Here is a 17,052-nt window from a genome sequence, read left to right on the forward strand (position 1 = left end):
AAGACGAAGAGTACGAAGAAACTGAAGACAGCTACGAAGAAGACGAAGAAGAAACCGAAGACGAAGAAGAGGACAGCGAGGACGAAGACGAAGAGTACGAAGAAACTGAAGACAGCTACGAAGAAGACGAAGAAGAAACTGAAGACGAAGACAGCGAGGACGAAACCAAAGACGAAGACAGCTACGAAGAAGACGAAGAAGCTGAGGACAGTTACGAAGAGAGCGAAGACGAAGACAGCTACGAAGAAGAGGGGAGCGAAGACGAAGACAGCGATTAAGCCGTCAACCGCTTTGTTAAACGTATCTGATGCCTGCGCTAAGGAAGAGTGCAGGCACTATTTTCAATATTCACCTCAACGACCAAATCGAACGGCGACGAAAGCACGATAATGCTAAACGAAGAGCCTGTTAGCCATCCCTTCCAAAATAACTGCTATTGCCGAAGCGATCGTGGCAGTGATAACTTCAGGCTTCATCACCATTGACTTACTTCTACAATTACTTGAATCGTACTTGATCTCGAACACAAACATATAGCTTTGAAATCACTGCCATAACCCAGAATACAAGCGAGATAACTTCATCATTAGCGAGCTAAATTAGACGCTACAATGTGACCGTTGTATTCTGCGGCGAGCCTTGATAGAGCGTTATACCCTGCCCGAAATGGGCAACCTCTGGACTGAAGCCTACAAGTTTAAAACTTGGCTAGAGGTTGAAATTGCTGTCTGCGAAGCCCAAGCTGAGCTTGGCTACATCCCCGCCGAAGCTGTCGCAGAAATCAAAGAAAAAGCGAACTTTGACCCCCAAAGAATTTTGGAAATCGAGGCAGAAGTTCGCCATGACGTAATTGCGTTTCTCACCAACGTCAATGAGTATGTGGGCGATGCAGGACGTTATATTCATCTAGGAATGACCAGTTCGGATGTGCTAGATACAGCACTGGCATTGCAAATGGTGGCAAGTCTTGACGTGATCATGAGTCACGTTGAGGCATTAATTCAAGCAATTCGCTATCAAGCACAGCAGCATCGCAGCACTGTGATGATCGGGCGATCGCATGGAATTCATGCTGAACCCATGACATTTGGGTTTAAATTAGCAGGCTGGTTAGCCGAAATGCTGCGTCACCGCGATCGCTTATGTCAGCTCAGGAAAACGATCGCAGTTGGACAGATCTCGGGTGCAGTGGGAACTTACGCCAATATTGATCCCCGGATTGAGACCTTGACCTGTCAAGCTTTGGGATTAGAGCCTGATCCAGCATCGACGCAGGTGATTTCTCGCGATCGCCACGCTGATTTCATGAATTGTCTGGCACTCTTAGCCGCCTCAATCGAACGATTTGCGGTTGAAATTCGCAACCTTCAACGCACAGATGTATTGGAAGTCGAAGAATTTTTCTCAAAAGGTCAGAAAGGATCGTCTGCTATGCCCCACAAGCGCAACCCGATCCGCTCAGAGCGGCTAACAGGGATGGCGCGGCTGATTCGGGGCTATGCCGTAGCTGCTCTAGAGAACGTCGCCCTGTGGCATGAACGCGATATTTCTCATAGTTCTGTTGAGCGTGTCGCCTTGCCCGACGCCTGCATTCTGATGCACTTCATGCTTGTCGAGGCGACCAAACTCATCAAAAACTTGCTGGTTTACCCCGACAACATGGCGCGAAACATGAATGTTTATGGCGGCGTTGTGTTTAGCCAACAGGTACTTCTAGCGCTAGTGAAACAAGGATTCAATCGAGAAGAAGCCTATACTATTGTGCAGTCCTGCGCTCACCAAGCTTGGAATACAGCCGACGGAGATTTTCGCCAGCTAATCAGCACCGATCCACGGGTGACGGCAGTTCTTTCTCCAGCAGAAATTAATGACTGCTTCGATCCTCTACATCATCTGAAAAACCTCGATCAGGTCTATCAACGCTTGGGCATTTAGGAAACTAGAAATAACTTGAGCCAAATTCTGCTGAAATAGCTTTGTCTTGCTGCTTTCATAGGAAGAACGTTCAACTTATTTCTTCTAGACTCCTTGGGAAGTGTTTTCCTCAACTGTGACCTTCAGGAGGAAAACTTTCACTCCAATTTCGACGCGATCGCGAAGCTCTGAAAGATCTGTAGGTCATCATAAGCTAGACTCGCTTGCCTTGAGATGGTACTGCAAGAGGGTTGCTTTTTTGACAATCGGCGCAAGTTTTTGCCGCCAGTGGCGGATGTCTGGATATTCAACTGCCACTTTCAAAACATCACTCCATCGGCTCTCTACGAGAGCCTGTTTTGCGATCGCGTACTTCGACTTGGCTTGATTCCACTTCTGCGGCATTGTTCTTAGCGCCACCTGAGCCTGGTCGTAAGCCGCACTCTCAATTGAAACCGATTTGGCAAGGGCGATCGCACCTTCTAAATTTCCAGCTTGATAGTGATCCGTTGCTTTTTCTAGTAGCCGCTTTCCTTGATCTACAGACCGTGACGAATCTGATTCTTGTGTTGGAGGACTGGTAGTAGCCGCCCGATTGGACATTCCGCAGTTGGTTTTGGTCAAGTTTTTGTAGACCCAACCAGATGTTGGCGCGCTGATTTGATACCATCCATCTTTTTCAAGCAGAATCGTCAACTCTGTACCGTTCGCGATTCCACCAATGATGTTACCTTTCTGCTCAAGGGGGGCAGAGCGGACATTCAGTGGTGGTTGTGGATCAAAAACAATGGTTTTGCAAGAGTGTCCTTTTAAGGGTTGCCAAACATTAGAGGTTAGGGAGACAGAGGCAGAAGTATCTTGACGCGGATGTGTCAGTGCATAGGCGGTTCCCGCAACCGTCACAACTGCTGTGATGCACACTCCGATCGCTAAGGGCGATTTCGATCGCTTTTCACTAACCCTCATGGTAATGCCTCCAAAAAACTCTACTAACAAAGATTTACTAACAAAAAAGTAAGAACTCAAAAAATAGGGACTATGCTGGACGTGCTTTCTATTGGATAGCTTGCCCTATCTATAGGTGAAAAGTATTCGAAGTTCCCGATCATCTTCTAGTAACGCCCTTAGTCAACTCAACGTAATCCCTCCCTTGACAATCTCAGCAAATAAATTTAGGTGCAGTGATGCGGGGTGGGGATGGCTCCTATTCTTGAGCTTCTGGGTCAGCCAGCGTTCAAACCGCGTCAACATGCTGGTAAACTTTGGAATGGTCATGTATCAGTAGATGTGATGGAAATTGGTCAGAAAGTGCGCGTGCGTCGGTTGCGCGATCGTGTTCCCCCGGCGGTGGTGAAAAAGCTTGGACAAGTCGGTGTCGTGCGCGACTTTAAAGTGGTAGACGGAAAGGGTCTTGGACTGTTGATTCAGTTTGATGACCAATTTGCGACGTGGTTTTTTGAAGATGAGCTAGAGCAATATAATTAGGCGATCTTCACGTCCAGGCAATCGATACCATAGAGGTGTAAAGGTAGGGGATATGGAGCATGAAAGAGAATTCTGAATCTCCAGTCCCCACACTCTATGCCCTATATTTCTCTTAAAGACTGGACATGGCTTTTATTCTGACGTTTCTCGGCAAAGGTGGGACTGGACGAACAACGCTGGCAATCGCCGCCGCTAAAAAGTTCGCCAGTCAAGGCAAGCGAGTCTTGCTAATTGGGCAAGATTCAAGTCCTGCGTTTGGGTTGGCGCTCGGCGCGACCGTAGGGGCTGAAGTTCAAGAAATGGCTCCAAATTTGCAGGTCGTTCAGCTTCAGACGGCGCTTTTGTTGGAGCGGAGTTGGGAAGAGGTTAAAAAGCTCGAAGCGCAATATCTACGCACACCGTTCTTCAAAGAAGTGTACGGGCAAGAGTTAGGTATCTTTCCAGGCATGGATAGTGCGCTGGCACTCAATGCGCTGCGCGAATATGACGGGAGTGGACAATACGATGTGATTGTCTATGATGGTACAGGCGATCAGACGACGCTGCGGATGCTGGGCATGCCAGAAATCATTAGCTGGTACATTCGGCGGTTCCGGCAAGTATTTACGGAGTCTGACTTAGGAAAAACCTTGTCGCCGTTTATCCAACCCGTCGCGAGCGCTGTATTAACCAATGCGAGTTTTGCGGGCGATAACTTCGCGCAGCCAACGGGTCAGGTGAATAACCTGCTAGAGCAGGGCAAAGAAGCGGTCAACGATCCGAAGCGGATGGCGGCGTACTTGGTGACGACCGACGACCCAAGCGCGATCGCAATGGCACGCTATCTGTGGGGCAGCGCTCAGCAGGTGGGGCTAACCGTCGGGGGCGTGCTGCTGAATCGGGCAAACCAGCTCAGTGACGCTGAGGCGTTTCAACCGCTTCCGGTTTCAGCAATCCCAGAACAACCCGTGAATGATTGGCAGCCGTTGATTGAAGCGTTGCCTGACTTCGATCAAGTCACACAGGCTCCTCGCCCCATGGCAGTCAATGTGGCAGAACGCAAGGTCAGCCTGTTTTTACCAGGATTTGATAAAAAGCAAGTCAAACTAACGCAGTCGGGTCCGGAAATTACGATTGAAGCGGGCGATCAGCGCCGTAATGTGTCTCTTCCACCCACCCTGAAAGGACAACCTGTAAAAGGTGCGAAGTTTCAAGATGGCTACTTAATTATCTCCTTCTAACGTTTTAGATGCTGTTATGACAGATTCCACAACTCCAGACCTGCCAACAGATTCCAATCCCTCTACACCGATGCCCATGAGTGCCACTCCTGCGGAGCTGCGCGACGCAAGCCGTGCTAGAACCCGGCAAATGCTGGGGATGAAAGGCGCTGATGTGAAAGGAGCGTCCATCTGGAAAATTCGCCTCCAACTGATGAAGCCGATTACCTGGATTCCTCTCATGTGGGGAATTATTTGTGGTGCAGCGTCGTCAGGGCAATATACCTGGTCGCTAGAAGATGTCTTGAAAGCAGCAACTTGTATGCTTCTGGCAGGGCCTCTGATGACGGGCTACACCCAAATTATGAATGACTACTACGATCGCGAGATCGACGCGATCAATGAGCCGTATCGACCGATTCCGTCGGGAGCAATCTCACTACCTCAAGTGGTGACTCAGATTTGGGTATTACTGCTTGGCGGAATTGGAATTGCCTACGTTTTAGATCGCTGGGCAGGGCATACTTTCCCGACGATTACGGCTCTTGCGATCGGGGGTTCTTTGCTCTCCTACATCTATTCGGCTCCGCCGTTAAAACTAAAGCAGAACGGCTGGCTGGGCTGCTATGCCTTAGGAGCAAGCTATATCGCGATTCCATGGTGGACAGGACACGCGCTGTTTGGCGACCTAAATTCAACAATCATCGTGCTGACCCTGTTCTACAGCTTGTCAGGTTTGGGAATTGCCATTGTCAACGACTTTAAGAGCGTTGAGGGCGATCGTCAATTGGGACTGAAATCTCTGCCAGTCATCTTTGGGATTTCTACTGCCGCTTGGATTTGTGTCCTGATGATCGATGTGTTTCAAGGCGGCATTGCTGCTTACTTAATTAGCATTCATCAAAATTTATACGCAACAATTTTGATGTTGATGATTATTCCTCAAATCACGTTTCAGGACATGTACTTCTTGCGCAACCCCGTGGAAAACGATGTGAAGTATCAGGCCAGCGCTCAGCCGTTCTTGGTGTTAGGTATGCTAGTAACGGCCTTAGCCCTCGGTCATGCAGGCGTCTAAAGGGGTTTAGCTCTTTAATTTCTTTAAGTAATGGGTAATTGGGGAGGCAATCCCGATTACCTCTTTTTTTGACTTATTCTTCCGAAATTCGTTTCAAATGTCATCGATCTTCTTCAATCTCGTGTAAACTAAGCTCAGTAATTTTACGAGTGGGACAACCGTTTCTCAGTTGCAGTCTATGCGGCACCCCGACGCCATCACGCTTTGATGGTACGGTTGACTCATTTGACGCTTTCCGTCACTGTAAGTCACAGGCATGCGACTCCACTGAGAATTGAAGTGATAGCTTTTGTGTGATGAGGCACGAATGTGGCAAAGTATAGCTCGAACCGCCGAGGGCTTCCAACTCGTCTTAATCGTTCCCGGCTGGGGCAGGATGCGATGACTGACGGAAGTAAGAAGCAACGTCGCTCGGGGACGCAACATCGCTCTCGTATCGGTCAGAGCATTGGTCGGTTGCTCGAACACCCCCGTATGGCAGGAGTTCGGGGTGCTTTGGATACTGCTACGGCGCGGTTAGAACGATTCGAGCGCCGTCTGCCGCCTCCGCTCAAAAATTCACGTGTCCGTCGGGGTCTGCTGTGGGTCAGTGTCGTCGTGGGCGGGATTGGAGCGGTCAAGCTAATCTCCTGGCAAATCGATCGCAGCCTCCCTGATCCGTCAGAGATTCAAACGTTTGCTCGGCGCGGTACGCTAACAATGCGAGCTTCCGACGGCACAATTTTGCATCAGTTAGGTCCGGCGACGCGCGAGAAATTGGCGATCGACCAGATGCCGAAGCGCTTGGTAGATGCGTTTATTGCATCGGAAGATCGGCGATTTTATGAACATAATGGCATCGACTATCAGGGCATTGTTCGCGCGATCGCACGCAACATCTCATCAGGCGGCGTGGTCGAAGGCGGCAGCACACTGACGCAGCAGTTGTCTCGAATTGTCTATCTCAACAACGATCGCAGTGTCATCCGCAAGATTCGAGAAGCCCTAATTGCTCAGAAATTAGAGCGATCAGTAGATAAACGGCAGCTGCTAGAAAAATATCTCAATCTGGTTTACCTTGGCTCTAATGCTTATGGAGTGGGCGATGCAGCTTGGATTTACTTCAGCAAATCTACAAGCCAGCTAACGCTCTCAGAAATGGCAACGATCGCAGGATTGCCCCCGGCACCAAGCGTTTATTCACCCCTAGAGAACCTGGAGAAGGCGAAGCAACGACGCAATAACGTCCTCGATAAGATGGTCGAGGCGGGCTACATTTCCGCCACTGAAGCTCAAACGGCGAAAGCGGAAGAACTGAAGGTAAAGCCGAGTGAGCCAAAGAAAATTCAAAGCGATGCGCCTTACTTTACCTACTATGTGCAGCAGCAGTTGCCGAACTATGTATCCAAAGAGGCGATCGCGGCGGGGGGATTGACAATTGAGACGACGCTAAACGCCAAATGGCAGAAGGCAGCCGAAAAAGCGATCAAAGATACGATTGAAATTGATGGATCAGCCGCCAGTTTTAAGCAAGCCTCACTCGTCGCGATCGATCCAAGAAATGGAGAAATTCGCTCGATGGTCGGTGGCTACGACTTCTACAAAGAAAGTCAATTTAATCGAGCGACTCAAGCGCAGCGGCAGCCGGGTTCGACATTCAAACCGTTTGTGTATACTACTGCGATCGCGGCGGGATTCTCACCCTATCAGTCTTACCTTGATGAGCGATTTAAAGTTGATGGCTACCAGCCAAAAAACTACAGCAACAAATATTCTGGCTGGCTGACGATCAAATCGGCGCTCACGAATTCGGTGAACGTGATTGCTGTTAAAACCCTAATCGATGTTGGATTTGCGCCAGTGATTAAAATGGCGCAGAACATGGGCATTCATTCCAAGCTAGAACCTACCTATGCGATGGCGCTAGGCGCATACGAAGTGAATCTGCTGGAGTTAACCAACGCTTACGGGACGTTAGCCGCGCAGGGCAATACTGTCGATCCGCATGGAATTCGTCGAATTGTCGATCGCAAGGGCAAGGTTTTGTACCAGTCTGACTACAAGCAAAAGCGAGTGCTAGATCCGGGAACCGCATCGATCATGACATGGATGATGCGGGGAGTCGTTACTGACGGAACCGGACGATCGGCGCAGCTTGATCGCCCGGTTGCAGGCAAAACGGGAACCTCTGAGAAGGCACGAGATCTCTGGTTTATTGGCTTTATTCCTCAAGTCGTTGCTGGGGTGTGGCTCGGAAACGATGATAACTCGCCGACGTGGGGTGCAAGTTCTACAGCAGCCTTTACTTGGCACGAGTTTATGAAAGAAGTCGTGAACGGAATGCCGGTTCAAAAGTTTCCTGAAATTCCAAAGAATCTGGACACCCGAAAGGGTAGCATCAAAGCCCAACCTGTGAAGCCAAGTAGCTCTCAATCGTTGGGTACAGCTCCTGATCCGGCTGAGTCTCGCAGCGAGGGCAGCTACGAAGAAGCGCCCGCTGAACCGCGTTATGAAGAGCCGAGTTACTCTGCGCCGAGCTATGCTGAGCCTAAACCAGAGCGAGCATATGAGCCAGAGCCTGAACCCGAAGCGCCTGCTCCCCCTCAAGAAGAAGCACCGCCCTCTGAATCTGAGCAAGCCCCCCCTTCTGATTCAGCCCCTGCGGGAGGATCTGATCCCCTACCACCTTCAGGAAATTAGTAAGCCGTTGACTGGTCTTCAGAAACCATCCCTCTAAGGACGAAGAAAGTAGAGCCAGGAGAAGAGGAATCTCTACTTTTGGAATGAGGTCGGTTTACCCTTTTCCGTTCTTGTATTCCTCTTATTGGCAGATTTTTTGGCTCAATTTCTACCCGCAAATTCGGACTCTTGAAGGATGACTTAGGATACTCGCACTAATATACTAGCGATAATGAAAAATTCAAAGGAGCGTTTTTATGATGAACATCCTATTACAGGCAGCAACGGAAACGGCAACTAAGCCTGGCATGCAGTTTCCAACGTCGTTTACCCTGGTGTACGTGCTTGGATTCATTGCGGCTGTTACATTCGGCTCGATCACTTGGTATAACTCAAAGCGTCCAGTGGGTTGGGAAGACAAAGATCGTCCTGACATTGTTCCAGAAGTTAAAAAAGAAGAAACGCCTGGTTTATAAAACTTCCTAAAGCTCAGAATTTATTGACTCTGAGTATAGTTTTATTCAGAGTCATTATTGTTTAGCGGATTTGCGGTTAGCCAATTTGCGAGACTCCGCGTTGATATAGCTTTCTGATGGCCGATAGCAGTTTGGCGCGCAGTGAATCTGAGGCATTGCCCTCTGCGGTCACTAGCTGCAAGCGAGTTAACAGTTTTGCTTCTTCGTCAGCGATCGCGCCATCGCTGTAAACTAGTCCACTAATGGCTTCAATCAAATCTTGGCAGGCGTCAGAGGTTGGGTGATCGCCCAAATACTCTTGTACCCACTGATAGCATTCATTCGGTTTCACCGAGCGCAACTCATGCAGTAAAGGTTGTATCTCTCGATCGCCAGCGACTCCCTTTTCTTTGGCAACTCGATATAAATATTGCCGCTCTTCGGGTTGGATTTTGCCGTCAAGCCAAGCTGCGCCGATCAGAATTTTAACGAGAGTTTTAACGTCGCTTGTCATACATCTTGGCGCTTTAGCCGCACCATAAAGAACCCATCCATTCTATGTTGATGAGGCAAAACTTTGACCCATCCCGCTTCAGTTACGAACGGAGCCGTGGGTGATGCCGCTTCAGGACAGTCAATCCTCCAGTTTTGATGTAAGTTGAGAAACTTCTGAATCACAGACTCATTTTCTAACGGATGCAGTGTACAGGTTGAGTAAACGATTACACCTTGAGGCGCAGTCCAAGAAGTGGCAGCAGCCAAGAGTTCTTGTTGAAGCTGCGAAAGGTCTTGAACGCTGTCTGGAGTTTGTCGCCAGCGAGCATCTGCATGACGATTTAAAGTGCCTAAGCCTGAGCAGGGAGCATCGATCAAAACTCGGTCACACTGACCTGTAAAGTGCGGTAAGTTGCGGCTATCGCCAACTTGGACTTTAATCGACTGCAAACCGAGACGATCAACGTTTTGTTGCAGCTTTTTGAGCCGAGATGGCGTGCGATCGCAAGCCCAAACGGTTCCGCGATCGCCCATCAGCTCCGCCAGATGCATTGTTTTTCCTCCTGGAGCCGCACAGGCATCGACAATTGTTTCTCCGGGCTGCGGATCAACCAAATATGCAACTAATTGGGCACTACTGTCTTGCACGATCCACCATCCCTCTTGGTAGCCCGGAAGATTTTGAATCGCGCCTGCGCTGGGTGGAAGTCGCAGCGCTTGAGGCAAATGAGGAATTCGGCTGACCTCCACTCCAGCAGAGGTCATAGCCGCTTGGACTTGATCTACACTGGCTCGGAGGGTATTGACTCGTAAATCAATTTGCGGCGGTTGATTCATCCAGGTACATAGACGATCTGTTTCTTCTGCCCCAAACTGATCGACCCAAACTTGCACAATCCAATCAGGCAAACTGTGCAACGTTCCGAGCCGTTCGACTGGATCAGTTGGCAGCCGCAGCGGATCGCCCGTCTCGCTAGACCGGAGATATTGCCGCAATACTCCATTTACAAATCCGGTCAGTCCGGCAAAGCCATTTTGTTTTGCAAGATCAACGGTTGTGTTAACCGCCGCAGAGGGCGGAATCTGGCTTAGATAGCGCAGTTGATAAAGCCCTAAATGCAAAATCAGGCGGAGATCGGGGGGTTGTTGAGATGCTTTCTTTTTCGCAAATTGATCAATTAGTGCGTCCAGTGTGCGCTGACGCCGAGTCGTGCCGTACACAAGCTCAGTTAGGAAGCGACGATCGAGGGTTGTAAAATTGCTGTGATGCAGCGCTTGATCAACGGCGATATCGGCAAACGCGCCCTTGTGAATCGATCGCAGCGCCATCAGTGCCAATTGGCGAGGAGTTTGAGTCAAATTCTAAACGTAAGCTAAGATGCCTTATTTAGAATAGCAATCCAAAAGCAGGAATGGCGCTTCAGAGCACTCGGTTGATCGTGATCAAGTACTCGATTAAACATTGCAATAGCTCATTCCCGGTAGTTGTTTAATCAGTCCTAGCAATTCTAATTGTAATAACGCGCTTGATACTGATGAGGTTTCCAGTTTTGTTTGCTCAACGATCGCATCAAATGATGCAGAACTGTGATGTTGAGTAATGGAGAGAATGGCCTGTAGAACTTGAGAGAGTTCGTGACTTAGATCAAGCAGCGATAACTGCATTTCTGAGGAGTTAGATTGATCAAGTTTTGGCAATGTTCCTAGCATTTCTAACAGTTCTGTTTCTCCTAAAATCATTTGCGCTCCTTTGCTCAGTAAGGCAAGACAGCCCTCAGATTTAGAATTGTCCAAACTTCCGGGAAGCGCATATATGTCTCGTCCATAATCATTGCCTAAATGAGCCGTGATCAGAGCGCCTGATTTCTTAGGTGCTTCAATGACCAACACCGCACGGGATAATCCTGCAACAATTCGATTGCGACGAGGAAAATGAGTGCGATCGGGCTGAGTTCCTGCCGGATATTCGCTGATTGCCAACCCAGTTTCTAAAACCTGATTGTATAGCTGGCGATTTTTCCGCGGATACACCAGATCGACCCCGGTTCCCAACACGGCAATTGTCGTGCCCCCGGCATCGAGACAACTGCGGTGCGCTTCGGCATCAATGCCGTCGGCTAGACCCGACAAGATCACAAAACCGCTTTTCGCTAAAGTCGAACTCAGCTTTCGAGTCCAACGTCGTCCGTAATCTGACGGTTCACGAGTGCCCACTAGCGCGATCGCGGCTACAGCGTCTAGATCTTGAAGCAGGGTGATCTGCCCTCGGTAGTACAGTACAGGGGGCGGATCGGGAATCTCAAATAATAACTGAGGATAATGCGGGTCACTAGGAGTAACAAAGTGAGGATTTTGGCGCTCGTGGGTTTCGAGTAGATCTAAGGGATGGAGAGTCGTGCGTTCTGCTGCAATAGCGATCGCGCTGTGATGACCAATTCCTTCCACCTTCGCCAACTCGTCAGCAGGGGCATTCCAAGCGACAGATAGTTGCCCAAAGTGCAAATATAATCGCTTTAGTAAAACTGGACCAATTCCTGCAATTTGTGACCAAGCCAACCAAAAACCGCGTTCCATTCACTCTCCACCCCATGCTGTCACCGCTTTCAGTATTCCCATAGCAGCGACAAAACCAGGTGATGGCGCGAGTTCGGCTCCACTTAGTCAGAAGTGATCGCATCCATATCAGGATGCGATCACTTCGTATCTATATTTAAGGTTCAAGATTTAAGGTTTAAGCACCCACTTCTGAACCGGATTGTACGGCTTCTTTCTCTTTTGCCAATCGACGTTTGCGGGCATAAAGCTGAATGAATGCTGCCATCGCAATCACCATCGCGAAAATGCCCCAAGCGGTGGCACTAGTCGGCAGATTGTTCTTAAAGATCGCCAGCATCACCACAATCACAAAGAACACCGTTGGAAACTCATTAAACCAACGGAACTGCTGCCCAGTCAGCTTGCATCGGTTTTCTGCAAACTGCTTCATAATCCGGGCGCAAACATGGTGGTACGCTACCAGCAGCGCGACAAGGACAAGTTTAATCTGAAGCCACGGCTGCTTTAGCACATCTGGCTCGGTTGAGATTAGCCCAACCGCCATCGCGATCGTCAGAATCATCGCGGGCGTCATGATGATGCTGTAGAGGCGTTTCTCCATGATCTGATATTGGTTTTGCAGAATGGTGCGAGCGGGTTCGGGCTGCTCGCGGGCTTCGGCATGGTAGACGAATAGCCGAGGCAGATAGAACATTCCGGCAAACCAGCACACAAATCCAACAATGTGAAACGCCTTAAACCATAGATAAGCCATAGAAAAATGCGGTTGTAGGGTGAGGTGAGATTAAACGATCGCACGCAGCGATTAGCGTCAAAGAATCGCTCTACACTCTATTCTCGAACAAAGCAACGCAAAGTCGGCTGTAGTTTGTAATTTGTAGCGAAAGGCGGTTAGGCAAAACTGTTCAATAGGGTGTCGAGATAGGTACGAGCGGCTTGACTATTGCGATCGCAACCACTGTGCATGAGAAAGAAGGACAGCGCAGCTATCAACACTTGGTCTTGATCCCGATCGGGATGATGTTCGAGATAGTCAGCTAGGGTTTCGTGGAGTGACTCGGGCAATTCGGTAAGAATGCTAACAGTTGAAGAGGACATAGATGGATGCTTCTGACAGGAACAACGATTGAATAAGTAACGATCTAAACAGCCTGTGGAAAACTTCAAAATAGCGCAACACTGTTCAGCGTTCCTTAATTGGCTGAACGGTTTAACCTTGATTCGCTGAGAGCTAACATTTGTACTGGTTTCAGCGTGTCGAGCCGATTTTTTGAAGTGGGAGCCGCGTAATTAGTATTCTCGTTTAACGAAAAATTTGTCAATGGTTAAAGATGTAATTTTTCGCCTCAGACTAGAGATGCTACAACGAGGAATGGAAGTTTAAGCCCTGTTTTTGTCACAAAACTTTAACTTTCTCGCGACAAAAATGACTCAGTGTGAACGTTTTCCACAGGCAAGATGAGTTTCAAGGCTTACGCTTGAATGCCTGTGGAAAACTTGTCTTTTCTGTGGAAAAGCGAGCGACAGATTGAGCTTAAACGGCGAGATCTGGCTTAAATGTTATTAGTCGCTAAAAATAATTGACATAAAAACAAGTCACGAAGGGGTAAATAATCTATTCCTGTGGATTAGCGCGTTAAGGTACTCTGCCGCGTTTCATAGAGTTCAATTACATATTGATCGCGGGCTGGGAGATGTAGCTCGGAGGATGACATCTATCAGCACAGGTTTTATATCCTATCCTGAAATGGCAAAATTATTCTGCGGCTGAATCGTTTGATTTACGCAGTAAAAGCTGAATGCCCAAACCAAATAGCCCCACCGACGCTAAACTCGTCACGCCCGTTGCTAATGCCGTAATTCCCACAACTAAGGTACGAACCGCAACGGTAATGTTGACCACCGTGATGTTGCTGGACTGAATTGGTTTTGAGGCGAATGAAAGGGCGATCGCGTGCATCAGGTTATAAGCGCCATACGCGATCGCGGCGGCAATGAGTGACCCAATCAAACATTGCAGCGGACTGGGCATCGTGGAATTGGATGTGGAGTCGGAAGGAGTGTCAGCCATAAGATCAAAAAATTAAGATCAAAAATTAGTTGTTGCTTAAACGCACACCAGATTGACAGAATTTTGTCACCCAGAAATCGAGATTTGGATCAGGGATCACGCGGCTCATTTGCGCCTTGACTTGCTCTGCTTGGGCCATCGACTCAACTAGGGCAAACACTGTTGAGCCTGACCCCGACATCATCGTACCGAGGATGTCTAACCTTTGAAACTCGTCGCGCAACTGTTGAACTTTAGAATACGACGGCAGTACGACTCGCTCTAGATCGTTGTGGAGAAGATTCGCCATTTGCTTCATATCGTGACGTGCGATCGCACCCAAGATCCCTCCGGCTTTCTGCTTGGCAGCGTCCCAAGCGGCGGGAGTAGTGGGATAGGTTTGCCCAAAGGTTTGCCGATAGGTTTTGTATGCCCAAGGGGTCGAAACCGGAAGATCACGATACTTCGCTAACACGACATACAAATTGCTCAGATCGGGCAAGGGGTCAAGTTTTTCGCCGCGACCTGTTGCCAATGCGGTTCCGCCACTAATACAAAACGGAATATCAGACCCCAGCATTGCGGCTAGATCGTGCAGTTCGCCTTGGGTCAGTCCCAGATGCCACATCATGTTGATGCCCACGAGAACAGCAGCTGCATTGGTCGAACCGCCTGCCAATCCTGCCCCCATTGGAATTCGCTTGTGAAGATCAATCTCGATGCCACCGAACCTAGCGTACTCGTCGGAGAACTCGCGAATCATCAGATCGGCGGCTCGGTAGGCCAGGTTTGTTTCATCGGTCGGAACATCGGGGGTATCGCAATACAAGCGGATGCCGTCGATGGCGCGCGATCGCACCGTGACCAGATCGGCTAGATCAATACTTTGCAGCACCATCACGAGTTCATGAAACCCGTCGGGGCGATCGCCCAAGATTTGCAAATAAAGATTGATCTTCGCGGGTGCAATGAGAGAGTAAGAGCGCATGAGACATGGTTGAGTGTCTGGTTCACTCATCATAGGTCAAGAGGGATGAAGGATGAAGGATGAGGGATGAAAACCAATTTTTTTCATCCTCTGCTTTTTCTCATCCTTTGCTAGGGATGAAGTTCACGAGGGTTTTGCAGAAGGCTCAAGATGTTCTGATTCTTGAGCCTGGTGATGATTCACTCTTTGTCGTTGATGATCAAACATTCGCCGTTGAAGGTTGAACTTGAGTCAACTCACCTCAAACATTCGCCGTCGAACTTCAGACATTCGTTGATGAATGTTGAACCCGGGTCAGCCCACCTTATACATTCGGCGTTGATGCTCAATCATTCGTTGATGAAGGTTGAACCTGAGTCAGCCCACCTTGGACATTCGCCGTCGAACCTCAGACTTACGTTCATCCACCTTAGACATTCATCGTTCAACCTCAGACCTGCGTTCATCCACCTCAGACATTCGTTGATGAATGTCGAACCTGGGTCAGCCCACCTTAGACATTCGTCGTTGATGCTCAATCATTCGTCGCCGAATGTTGAACCTGGGTCAGCCCACCTTAGACATGGATCGTTGAATGTTGAACCTGGGTTAGCCCACCTCAGACCTTCACTCCCCATGACCAACATATTTTTCTAAATCTCGAATTTGTGGATCGGGAAACTGTATTAATAGTCGCCATAGCACGGTATAGCTACCATCAGATCGGCGGCTGACCGGACGAAAGGCAAACAGCAGATCGCTACTTGGCATCTTGAGCAGATCTTTTAGACTTTGGCGTTGGTTCGGTGGTACAGGGCGTCCAGACGTAAGCAATTCTGGAAGCTTAAATTGCAGCGATCGCACCAAATACGTCCGATTTAGCTGCGCTGGAGCAAAACTGCTGATTCCTTGTTCCAGCGATTGCTCCGCAAAATGGCGCTGATCGGCTGAAATGGCTTCTAATACAGTGGGAGGACGATAAGTGTAAAACGATTTCAGCATTTCTGGAAGCGATAGAGACTGCCCGATCGACATCGACGGCAGCAAATTTTCTAACGTCACATCTCCTAGATCTGCCATGAATCCGTAATCAATTCCCGACGGAACGAGTTGAAAAAGATTGCCTGTCACCCGGACAGCGAGACGGGCAGAAAAATCGTCGCTGCGTTTGCTCAACACGGGTAAGGGATACGATTCTTCCGCTAACGGAGCAAAGCGCCGATTTTGCGGACGATTGAGATTGGCATCGAAATAAACCTCAGTGGGCAATAGACGAGCGATGCCAGTGTTGGGTTGTTGCAAAAACTGAGCGTGAGGTTGCGCCTCATTTGCATAGAGATCAGTCGGTTTGCCGCTTGTCGCTTGAGTCTCAATCGGGACTGTGACCCGCAATGCTTGGGGAAAAGCAGGCTGAATTCGGGCTAACCACTGTCGCGCAGACTTGATTAAAGTAACCGCATTGAACGTCGAAGTAGGCGCATCGGGCGCAACAGATCGCGCAGCGGGTAGCCGAATAACTGAACCAATGATCGTTCCTTCTGGAAGATTGAACACCAGCGAATTATCTTGCGGTAGCGCCTGAGGAGCGAGCAGACTCGCAACAGGCGATCGCAGTGGGCGAGCGGCGATGCCAGAGCGACGAGCAAGATCTTTTCGCAGAATCTCTAGATTTTGGCAAGCAAAATACAATCCGCAATACACTTGCCCTTGAGCTAGGTCAACCGCATCTGTTCCGGCAACTTCCCCATTCGGCGACAAACAAAATACACTTGGGTTCGGATAGTTGGATTTGAGAAAGCGATCGACTGCCCAAGTCTGCAAAAACAACTGACCTTGAAGCGATCGCAGGCGATTTGGCTCGGTACTCGTCAAAGATTGTTCAACTCGGCTCAACAAGACCAGTTGCTCTTGAGTAAGCTGTTGCGCTTCTAGCCAATACGCTCGTGATGGATCGTCAGACGGACTAGAACGAACGCTTGCCTGGAGCGCAGTTGATTGAGCCAAGCTGAAGCAAATCGTTAGCGCTCCTAAAAAGCGCCGTATATTACGCATATTAAAGGTTCCTCTCACACCGCCGCCCTATTTTCCCATTGTCAAGGGCAATTGGGATGAAATTTGAGTAAGGATTTTTCCCAGTTGCATCAATAAATGTGTCATTAGTACTGAATTCGATGGGCTTTGTCAGAGACTAATCA

The 17,052-nt window shown here is 49.0% G+C and carries 17 protein-coding genes; 8 read left to right on the forward strand and 9 right to left on the reverse strand.

Annotated features, from left to right (window positions below; translation table 11 throughout):
* Positions 1-278 (forward strand): hypothetical protein (locus AC5JLB_RS17045; protein WP_495875020.1); only part of this gene is annotated, 278 nt, incomplete at its 5' end.
* Positions 279-639: 361 nt separating this feature from the next.
* Positions 640-1,935 carry an adenylosuccinate lyase gene (gene purB, locus AC5JLB_RS17050; protein WP_495875021.1) on the forward strand — a complete coding sequence of 432 codons (1,296 nt, stop codon included), beginning with the start codon at positions 640-642 and terminating at the stop codon, positions 1,933-1,935.
* A 186-nt stretch (positions 1,936-2,121) separates the two neighbouring features.
* On the opposite strand, the gene AC5JLB_RS17055 is transcribed toward purB, so the two are convergent.
* Positions 2,122-2,880 (reverse strand): SH3 domain-containing protein, encoded by a 759-nt coding sequence (locus AC5JLB_RS17055; RefSeq protein WP_495875022.1) that lies wholly within the window; start codon positions 2,878-2,880, stop codon positions 2,122-2,124.
* 231 nt (positions 2,881-3,111) lie between these two features.
* Between AC5JLB_RS17055 and petP the strand changes: the two genes are divergently transcribed.
* The 5 genes from petP to psb35 all read left to right on the forward strand — a co-directional run bounded on the left by petP (position 3,112) and on the right by psb35 (position 8,810).
* Entirely contained in the window at positions 3,112-3,399 is a 288-nt protein-coding gene (petP, locus tag AC5JLB_RS17060; protein ID WP_495875023.1) for a cytochrome b6f subunit PetP, read from the forward strand.
* Between the two features lie 125 nt (positions 3,400-3,524).
* Positions 3,525-4,619, forward strand: coding sequence for a Get3/ArsA fold putative tail anchor-mediating ATPase NosAFP (locus AC5JLB_RS17065; RefSeq protein ID WP_495875024.1), 1,095 nt, complete (start codon positions 3,525-3,527; stop codon positions 4,617-4,619).
* 16 nt (positions 4,620-4,635) lie between these two features.
* A complete protein-coding gene (gene chlG, locus AC5JLB_RS17070) occupies positions 4,636-5,676 on the forward strand; it encodes a chlorophyll synthase ChlG (RefSeq protein ID WP_495875025.1) in 1,041 nt (346 codons plus the stop codon).
* Positions 5,677-5,985: 309 nt separating this feature from the next.
* Positions 5,986-8,355 carry a transglycosylase domain-containing protein gene (locus tag AC5JLB_RS17075; protein ID WP_495875026.1) on the forward strand — a complete coding sequence of 790 codons (2,370 nt, stop codon included), beginning with the start codon at positions 5,986-5,988 and terminating at the stop codon, positions 8,353-8,355.
* Between the two features lie 236 nt (positions 8,356-8,591).
* Positions 8,592-8,810 (forward strand): photosystem II assembly protein Psb35, encoded by a 219-nt coding sequence (gene psb35 / locus AC5JLB_RS17080; protein ID WP_495693558.1) that lies wholly within the window; start codon positions 8,592-8,594, stop codon positions 8,808-8,810.
* 76 nt (positions 8,811-8,886) lie between these two features.
* Here the strand turns inward: psb35 and AC5JLB_RS17085 are convergent, their stop codons facing one another.
* From AC5JLB_RS17085 to ispE, 7 genes are all read right to left on the reverse strand, one after another.
* Positions 8,887-9,303, reverse strand: coding sequence for a tellurite resistance TerB family protein (locus tag AC5JLB_RS17085; RefSeq protein ID WP_495875027.1), 417 nt, complete (start codon positions 9,301-9,303; stop codon positions 8,887-8,889).
* Complete coding sequence (locus tag AC5JLB_RS17090; protein ID WP_495875028.1) at positions 9,300-10,643, reverse strand: 16S rRNA (cytosine(967)-C(5))-methyltransferase; 1,344 nt, start codon at positions 10,641-10,643, stop codon at positions 9,300-9,302. Before AC5JLB_RS17090 ends, AC5JLB_RS17085 begins: the two co-directional genes overlap by 4 nt.
* Positions 10,644-10,739: 96 nt before the next feature.
* The gene (dprA, locus tag AC5JLB_RS17095; RefSeq protein WP_495875029.1) at positions 10,740-11,858 is read right to left on the reverse strand and encodes a DNA-processing protein DprA; all 1,119 of its coding nucleotides are present in this window, start codon (positions 11,856-11,858) and stop codon (positions 10,740-10,742) included.
* A 157-nt stretch (positions 11,859-12,015) separates the two neighbouring features.
* A complete protein-coding gene (gene hemJ / locus AC5JLB_RS17100) occupies positions 12,016-12,594 on the reverse strand; it encodes a protoporphyrinogen oxidase HemJ (RefSeq protein WP_495875030.1) in 579 nt (192 codons plus the stop codon).
* Positions 12,595-12,731: 137 nt separating this feature from the next.
* Positions 12,732-12,938 carry a DUF2811 domain-containing protein gene (locus AC5JLB_RS17105; RefSeq protein WP_495875031.1) on the reverse strand — a complete coding sequence of 69 codons (207 nt, stop codon included), beginning with the start codon at positions 12,936-12,938 and terminating at the stop codon, positions 12,732-12,734.
* 658 nt (positions 12,939-13,596) lie between these two features.
* Positions 13,597-13,911, reverse strand: a complete 315-nt coding sequence (locus AC5JLB_RS17110) for a DUF3082 domain-containing protein (protein WP_495875032.1) — start codon at positions 13,909-13,911, stop codon at positions 13,597-13,599.
* 25 nt (positions 13,912-13,936) lie between these two features.
* On the reverse strand, positions 13,937-14,911 hold the full coding sequence (gene ispE / locus AC5JLB_RS17115) for a 4-(cytidine 5'-diphospho)-2-C-methyl-D-erythritol kinase (RefSeq protein ID WP_495875033.1): 975 nt from the start codon (positions 14,909-14,911) through the stop codon (positions 13,937-13,939).
* A gap of 26 nt (positions 14,912-14,937) precedes the next feature.
* Here ispE and AC5JLB_RS17120 point away from each other — a divergent pair, with 26 nt between their 5' ends.
* Positions 14,938-15,102 carry a hypothetical protein gene (locus tag AC5JLB_RS17120; protein WP_495875034.1) on the forward strand — a complete coding sequence of 55 codons (165 nt, stop codon included), beginning with the start codon at positions 14,938-14,940 and terminating at the stop codon, positions 15,100-15,102.
* 382 nt (positions 15,103-15,484) lie between these two features.
* Here AC5JLB_RS17120 and AC5JLB_RS17125 read toward each other — a convergent pair whose 3' ends face one another.
* Entirely contained in the window at positions 15,485-16,909 is a 1,425-nt protein-coding gene (locus tag AC5JLB_RS17125; protein ID WP_495875035.1) for a hypothetical protein, read from the reverse strand.
* Positions 16,910-17,052 lie beyond the last annotated feature (143 nt).

The organism is Myxacorys chilensis, from assembly GCF_059505265.1.